Raw genomic sequence first — 8,013 nt, 5'->3', positions numbered from 1 at the left:
GATCAAGTCGATGTCGAAACTGCACCATGATATCGCGACCTTCTCCGGTGCCACCATCCTCGGCGATGGCAGTGTCGCGCTCATTCTCGATGTCGCCCATCTGGTGACAGCGGGTCAGCAACAGGAGGCGCAACTGCGCGCGGCCGGATGAGTGAAGCAGCCCTCAAGATCAACAGCAATCTCTGGAGCAATTCCGAGGAAATCGAAGTCCTGACCTTCGACATCGCCGGCGAGACCTTCGCCATCGAGGCGGTGATCGTGCGGGAAATCCTCGATCTGCTGCCGGAAACACCGGTTCCGGGCGCGCGGCCCTTCGTCGGCAGCGTGCTCAATTTCCGCGGCCGGGTGATCCCGCTCGCCGATATCCGSCTSGCCTTCGGCATGGAGGCGACCAAGAYCACYMAYGACAGCCGCATCATCGTCATCGRGCTCRAACTCGASGGYGARCCGGTGCTGATCGGGGTRCGCACCGACAAGGTCAACGAGGTCACYACGCTGRCCAAGAMCGCAAGCGAGCCGCCGCCCAGCGTCGGCATGCGCTGGCGGGCTGATTACATCGATTGCCTCGTCAAGCGCGGCAACGAYTTCATCATCGTACCGAACATGAATGCGATTTTTGCTTACCGAAACGAACTTTAGGGACTGCTCTCGCCGACCGCAAATTTTTAAGGGGACAAGATATGCGTATGACCATCAAATTGAAGCTGGCGCTCGCCTACGGCGTTCTGATCGTGCTGATGCTCGGCACGGCCGGCTATGGCATCATGAGCCTCAGCGGTCTCAACGATGCGATGAGCAACGTGCTCAGCGGCCCCGCCGACCGGCTGCGTCTGGCAATGACCATCAATACCGCGGAACTTCAGCAGATCCGCCAGCAGAAGAACCTGCTTCTCGCCGCCGACAAGGAAGCGATGCAGAGGGCGATCGACTTGAGCGATCAGAATCGCAAGGTTTTCGCCGACGCGCTCTCCGGCGCGGAGGCCAAGTCTGATGACGCAAACCGCGCCAACTGGGCCAAGCTGCGCGCCTTCAACGAGCAGTTCGTGAAATTCGATGACGCGATCCGCGACAAGATGCAGGCAGGCGACCTCACAGGCGCCACCAAGATCTCGTCGACGGGAGCCCGTGAAATCAGCAATGAGATGGACAAGCTGATCGCCGACCTCGTGGCGCACGAGAAAAGCATTATGGACAATGCCGACGACATTTCCGAGGCGCAATACCAGCAGACCCGGATGATCATGCTCGGCATTTCCGGTGTAGCGCTGCTCATCTCGATCATCGCCGCCTTCTGGATCTCGCTGACCATCAGCCGCGGCCTGAGCAAGGCGACCACCGCCGTCCGCGACGTTGCCGAAGGCGATCTCAGCAAGCTCGCCGAAATTGCCGGCAAGGACGAGATTGGCGAACTGCTCGGCCATGTCAACGTCATGATCGAGCGCCTGCGTGGTGTGGTCGGCGATGCGATCTCCGCCTCGCACAACGTCTCTTCCGGCAGCCAGGAATTGTCGGCTTCCTCCGAGCAGGTGTCGCAGGGCGCCACCGAACAGGCAGCCGCCGCTGAAGAAGCTTCGGCTTCGATGGAGCAGATGGCCGCCAACATCAAGCAGAATGCCGACAACGCTGCCCAGACGGAAAAGATCGCCCGTCAGTCCGCCAAGGACGCGGAAACCTCCGGCGAAGCTGTCAACCGCGCCGTGCATGCAATGCGCACCATTGCCGAAAAAATCTCGATCGTTCAGGAAATCGCCCGCCAGACCGATCTTCTGGCGCTCAACGCCGCCGTGGAAGCCGCCCGTGCCGGCGAGCACGGCAAGGGTTTTGCGGTCGTGGCGTCGGAAGTGCGCAAGCTTGCCGAACGCAGCCAGTCAGCCGCGGCGGAAATCAGCGCGATGTCGGGCGACACTGTCCAGGCTGCCCAGGAAGCCGGCGAGATGCTGTCCCGCCTGGTGCCGGATATCCGCAAGACGGCAGAACTGGTTTCGGAAATCACCGCCGCCTGCCGCGAGCAGGATATCGGCGCCAGCCAGATCAACGAAGCGATCCAGCAGCTCGACAAGGTGACGCAGCAGAATGCCAGCGCGTCGGAGGAAATGGCAGCGACTTCAGAGGAGCTTGCCGCCCAGTCGGAAGAGCTGCAGACGTCGATCGCCTATTTCCACGTCGACAGCGCCAACCAGCAGCCGGCAAAGGCAATCGCGCGCAAGCCGCTGGCCGCCAAGCCGGCACAGCGCGCACCGGTGGCGCACCTGGCTTCGCACACCTCATCTCCGCGCCATCAGCAGGAGAATTCAGTCGCGCGCCAGCAGGCCCGGGTCAAGGGTTTTGCGCTCGACCTCAACCATGGCGGCCCGGATTCGGCAGATGCCGATTTCAGGGAAAGCGCCTGATTCAGGAACTCGGCGGGGTGCGCAGATGACCCTGCCGAGTAAAATTCTCCGACGCATGTAAGCGTCGGCGCGGTGCGTAACATATTCGCCCGCAGGGACGTGAATTAATCGCCTCCGCTCACTGACGCAGCAACCAATGGGCCGATCGCTTCACCGCGAAACGCTTTGTCACGCCTAAATTCTGTCTATCGAGGGGACATGCGGATGCGCTTTACAATCAAACTTAAGCTCGGGCTCGCTTTCGGCCTGATGACGCTCATGCTGATCGGCATCGCTGTCTATGGCGTCATGAGTCTGAGCACGCTCAACCAGGCCAGCGGCGACATGATCGACGGTCCAGTGCAGCGAATGCAGCTCGCTCTGTTGACCAATGTTCACGAGGTGGATGCGATCCGCGCTCAGAAGAACGCCCTCCTCGCCAATACGCCTGACGACGTCGCGTCGGCCTTCAAGGAATCCTTCGCTAATATCGATCTGATGGCCTCGACGGCACAACAGGGTCTCGCCATTGCCAGTCCTCAAGGCAAGCCATTCTGGGAGAAGATGATCAGCCTGGGAACAGCCTTCCGCGAACGCTCGCTCGATCTGCAAAATCTGCTCAAGGCCGGCAAGAACAACGAAGCAGAAGCCTTGTCGATGGGCGAGCTTCGCAAGATGACGGTGGAGATGGGGCAGTCGGTCAAGGCCCTGCTGGATATCCAAAAGGAAAAACTCGACGAAGCCGACAAGGCGAATAACGATCTCTACAGCAATACCAGGCTTGTCATGCTGTCGATTGCAGCCGCAGCATTCCTGCTTGCGCTGGGTTCTGCGGTCTGGATCACGCTTGGCATAAACCGCGGTCTGACGAAGATCGCCTCGATCGTCGGCGCCGTGGCGATAGGCGATCTCAACCAGACGGTCGAGATCAAGACCAATGACGAAGTCAAGGATCTGGTCGACACCGTCAACCTCATGACCGCCAATCTGCGCACGACCGCCGGCCTCGCCGACAAGATTGCCGAAGGCGACCTGACCGTCGACGCCAAGCCGTTGTCCGACAAGGACGTGCTGGGCATTTCCATGCAGAGCATGGTCGCCAATCTGCGCAACACGGCCAGCATCGCCGACAAGATCGCCAACGGCGACCTCATGGTATCGCCGAAGCCGCTCTCCGATCGCGATGTGCTCGGCCTGTCGCTGGAAAGCATGGTCGAACGCCTGCGCGGCGTCGTTTCCGATGCGCTGTCGGCCTCCTACAATGTCTCCTCGGGCAGCCAGGAACTCTCCGCCTCCTCCGAGCAGGTGTCGCAGGGCGCAACCGAACAGGCGGCCGCCGCGGAAGAGGCTTCGGCCTCGATGGAGCAGATGGCCGCCAACATCAAGCAGAATGCCGACAACGCTGCCCAGACGGAAAAGATCGCCCGCCAGTCGGCCAAGGATGCTGAAGTCTCTGGCGAGGCCGTCAATCGCGCCGTCGCCGCCATGCGCACGATCGCGGAGAAGATTTCCATCGTCCAGGAAATCGCCCGCCAGACCGATCTTCTGGCGCTCAACGCCGCCGTCGAAGCCGCCCGCGCCGGCGAGCATGGCAAAGGCTTCGCCGTCGTCGCCTCGGAAGTGCGCAAGCTTGCCGAACGCAGCCAGTCGGCCGCGGCGGAAATCAGCGCCATGTCGGGTGACACTGTGAAGGCTGCCCAGGAAGCCGGCGAAATGCTCTCCCGCCTGGTCCCCGACATCCGCAAGACGGCGGAACTGGTCTCGGAAATCACCGCCGCCTGCCGCGAGCAGGACATCGGCGCTGCCCAGATCAACGAAGCGATCCAGCAGCTCGACAAGGTAACGCAGCAGAACTCCTCGGCCTCCGAAGAGATGGCGGCCACCTCCGAAGAGCTCGCCGCGCAGTCGGAAGAACTGCAGACCTCGATCGCTTTCTTCAAGGTCGATGCGAACGAGGCAGCCCGGCAAGTCGCCAAGCCGGCAGCAAAACCCCAGATGCGGCAGGCCGCGATGTCGAGGGCACCTGCGCCGGCAGCCAGGCCGAACTCCGTCGCTCATCAGCAGACGCGTGTGAAGGGCTTTGCGCTTGACCTCAACCACGGCGGACCGGATGCCGGCGACAGTGAATTCCGGGAAACTGCCTGACATCATCTGGCGAGGGCAAGCGATTGCCCTCGCCGTCAACCCAAAACGACGGCCTGATCAATCCGACGCCGCCGCACAGCTTGCAGGGCCAAGACAATGCGTATGACGATAAAATTAAAGCTAGGAATTGCTTTCTCAACATTGATCGTGCTGCTCGCCGGCAGCTCCACCTACGGCATCCTGAGCCTCACCGACCTCAATCACGACGTCGACAATCTGCTCGGCGGTCCGGTCGCCCGCCTCGACACGGCACAACAGATCCAGATCACCCAGCTGGACTATGCCAGCCAGCAGAAGACGATGATGCTGGACGATGACGCCAGGGAAATCGCACAGGCCAAGGACATAGCCGACCAGAAGCGCGCCCGGCTGGCGACGCTGATCGACAAGGCCGAAGCCCTGTCGACGGAAGAGGACAAGGAGCACTGGCAGCAGGTCTCGGCAGCGATCACGGCGTTCAACAATGCCGACGACCGGCTGCGCGACATGCTGGCCGCCAACGACCAGAAAGGCGCGATGAACCTCGAAAAGACCGAGGTGCGCACGGCGCTCGCCAATCTCGACACTACCCTTCAGACGATCCTGAACAACGAGCATCGCCAGATGCAGGCGGCCAACGACGCCAATGACATTGCCTATGGCACCATGCGCAACCTGATGATCGCCGTCGCGATCGGTGCGGCCCTGATCGGCATCGGCGCTGCCTTCTGGATCGCGACCGGCATCGGCCGGGGTCTCGGCAAGATCAAGACCGTCGCCGACGGCGTGGCGATCGGCGATCTCAACCAGAAGATCGAAATTACCACCAATGACGAGATCAAGGATGTGATCGACACGGTCAACATCATGACCGCCAACCTGCGCAACACCGCGTATATGGCCGACCAGATCGCCCAGGGCGATCTCAGCGTCATGCCGAAGCCGCTGTCGGACAAGGATACGCTCGGTCTGTCGCTCGAAGGCATGGTCAGCAACCTGCGCAAGACGGCCGGCATCGCCGACAAGATCGCCACCGGCGACCTGACGATCACRCCGAAACCACTCTCCGACCGCGATACACTGGGTCTGTCGCTTGAGGCCATGGTCCTCAACCTCCGCTCGACGGCAGCGATCGCCGACAAGATCTCCGCCGGCGACCTGACGATCACGCCCRAGCCGCTCTCCGACAAGGACACTTTGGGTCTGTCGCTTGAAAGCATGGTCGAGCGGCTGCGCGGCGTCGTCGCCGACGCCATGTCGGCCTCCTACAACGTCTCGTCGGGCAGCCAGGAGCTCTCCGCCTCCTCCGAACAGGTGTCGCAGGGCGCCACCGAACAGGCGGCAGCGGCAGAAGAGGCCTCGGCCTCGATGGAACAGATGGCCGCCAACATCAAGCAGAACGCCGACAACGCTGCCCAGACCGAAAAGATCGCCCGTCAGTCGGCCAGGGATGCGGAAACCTCCGGCCAGGCCGTCAACCGCGCCGTCGCCGCCATGCGGACCATCGCCGAGAAGATCTCGATCGTCCAGGAAATCGCCCGCCAGACCGACCTGCTGGCACTGAATGCCGCCGTCGAAGCCGCCCGCGCCGGTGAGCATGGCAAGGGTTTTGCCGTCGTCGCTTCGGAAGTGCGCAAGCTTGCCGAGCGCAGCCAGTCGGCTGCGGCGGAAATCAGCGCCATGTCCTCGGACACGGTGCAAGCCGCGCAGGAAGCCGGCGACATGCTCTCTCGCCTGGTGCCGGACATTCGCAAGACGGCCGAACTGGTGGCCGAGATCACCGCCGCTTGCCGTGAGCAGGATATTGGCGCGGGCCAGATCAACGAAGCGATCCAGCAACTCGACAAGGTCACCCAGCAGAATGCCAGCGCGTCCGAGGAAATGGCCGCGACCTCGGAGGAGCTCGCAGCCCAGTCCGAGGAGCTGCAGACCTCGATCGCCTTCTTCAAGGTCGAAAACTCGGCCCCCGGCCGGCAAGCCCCGCAACATTCCTACGGCAAGCAACAGCAGTCACGCCCCCAGGCGGCCAAGGCTCATATGGCACAGCCCGCACAACCGGCGAGAAGAGAAAACTCCGTCGCCCATCAGCAGGCGCGCCTGAAGGGCTTCGCACTCGATCTCAGCCAGGGTGGGCCTGACGCCGGCGATAGCGAATTCAGGGAAAGCGCATGACGCAACAGACGAGGATGGGCGGCTAGCCGCCGACCTTCAGCAACCAACCGCGCTTCGGCGCGATCACGAACAGCGGCGGCCACGGGCCGTTTGGACTAAGGGGCATAGCGACAATGCGCTTCACAATTAAACTGAAACTCGGCCTGGTATTCGGCTTCATCGTGCTTCTCACTTGCGCGATGGCAGCCCTGTCGATCTTCAATCTCTCTTCGCTGAACACCGATATTTCGCTGATGGTCGCCGGTCCGGTCGCCAACCTGCGCGATTCAGGCGACTTGTCGGATGCGGTCATGCGCTCGATCCGCGCCGAGAAGGATTCCATCCTCAACCTCGATGCCACGAAGATCGGCAGTTATATCGGTGAGGTGTCACAGCAGCGTGATACGATCAAGACGCTTGAAGCCAAGCTCGCTGCCTCCGACGATCCGGATATCCGCCATGCGATGCAGGATTTCTCCGATCTTTACGCGAAGTGGGTCACGCTTCAGGATCAAATCACGGGACTCGCCAAGCAGAACACGACCGAATCCAACGCCAAGGCAGCCGCCATCTCGATGGGCGAAGGCCAGCAGATCACGGTCCAGTTGCTGCAGGTCCTCGACAAGCTCAACAACACTGTTGTCGGCAACGTCTCCGAAACGGACTCGGCCACAAATGATCAATATGCCCAATCGCGCAACATGCTGGTCGGCATGACCATCGGCCTGATCGTCATCTCGTCCGCGGCGGCGGTCTGGATCCTGCTCGCCATCTCGCGTGGCCTGAAGCGAGCCGTCAACCTGGCGGACGCCGTCGCCATCGGCGACCTGGATCAGAAAATCGAGCAGAAGAGCAATGACGAGATCAAGGACCTCGTCAACTCGATGCAACGCATGACGGCGAACCTGCGCAACACCGCCAATATCGCCGACAGGATCTCCAATGGCGACCTGACGATCAGTCCGAAGCCGCTTTCCGAAAAGGACACGCTTGGCCAATCGCTCGAAAGCATGGTCGAACGCCTGCGCGGCGTGGTCGCCGATGCCTTGTCGGCCTCCTATAACGTCTCTTCGGGCAGCCAGGAATTGTCGGCCTCCTCCGAGCAGGTGTCCCAAGGCGCCACCGAACAGGCAGCAGCCGCTGAAGAAGCCTCGGCTTCGATGGAGCAGATGGCCGCCAACATCAAGCAGAATGCCGACAACGCCGCCCAGACGGAGAAGATCGCCCGTCAATCCGCCAAGGACGCGGAAACCTCCGGCGAAGCCGTCAATCGCGCCGTCGTCGCCATGCGCACGATCGCGGAGAAGATCTCCATCGTTCAGGAAATCGCCCGCCAGACCGATCTGCTCGCACTGAATGCTGCCGTCGA

The 8,013-nt window shown here is 61.8% G+C and carries 5 protein-coding genes and 3 pseudogenes; all 8 read left to right on the top strand.

Features of this window, described 5'->3' with window-relative positions:
- Window positions 1-151: chemotaxis protein CheW (locus AC1D06_RS40720; RefSeq protein ID WP_477991138.1), on the top strand; the 151-nt coding region annotated here is incomplete at its 5' end.
- Complete coding sequence (locus AC1D06_RS40715) at window positions 148-639, top strand: chemotaxis protein CheW (protein ID WP_477991137.1); 492 nt, start codon at window positions 148-150, stop codon at window positions 637-639. The genes AC1D06_RS40720 and AC1D06_RS40715, both read left to right, overlap by 4 nt.
- Before the next feature lie 41 nt (window positions 640-680).
- Window positions 681-2,390 (top strand): methyl-accepting chemotaxis protein, encoded by a 1,710-nt coding sequence (locus AC1D06_RS40710; protein WP_477991136.1) that lies wholly within the window; start codon window positions 681-683, stop codon window positions 2,388-2,390.
- A gap of 204 nt (window positions 2,391-2,594) precedes the next feature.
- Complete coding sequence (locus AC1D06_RS40705; RefSeq protein ID WP_477991135.1) at window positions 2,595-4,514, top strand: methyl-accepting chemotaxis protein; 1,920 nt, start codon at window positions 2,595-2,597, stop codon at window positions 4,512-4,514.
- A gap of 96 nt (window positions 4,515-4,610) precedes the next feature.
- Window positions 4,611-5,129, top strand: a pseudogene (locus AC1D06_RS40700) (MCP four helix bundle domain-containing protein); the annotation flags it as partial.
- A gap of 150 nt (window positions 5,130-5,279) precedes the next feature.
- Window positions 5,280-5,426: pseudogene (locus AC1D06_RS40695) on the top strand (HAMP domain-containing protein); the annotation flags it as partial.
- Between the two features lie 51 nt (window positions 5,427-5,477).
- Window positions 5,478-6,665: pseudogene (locus AC1D06_RS40690) on the top strand (methyl-accepting chemotaxis protein); the annotation flags it as partial.
- A 113-nt stretch (window positions 6,666-6,778) separates the two neighbouring features.
- The coding region (locus tag AC1D06_RS40685) for a methyl-accepting chemotaxis protein (RefSeq protein ID WP_477991134.1) at window positions 6,779-8,013 on the top strand (1,235 nt) is incomplete at its 3' end.

The organism is Rhizobium sp. P2_G2 (genome assembly GCF_056403555.1).
Note: the sequence above shows the minus strand (reverse complement) of the source record. Positions and strands in the feature narration are given on the sequence as shown.

Bases quoted from the DNA above. Each gene is read 5' to 3' on its own strand.
- AC1D06_RS40710 (WP_477991136.1), top strand. From the start codon at position 681: ATGCGTATGACCATCAAATTGAAGCTGGCGCTCGCCTACGGCGTTCTG.
- AC1D06_RS40705 (WP_477991135.1), top strand. From the start codon at position 2,595: ATGCGCTTTACAATCAAACTTAAGCTCGGGCTCGCTTTCGGCCTGATG.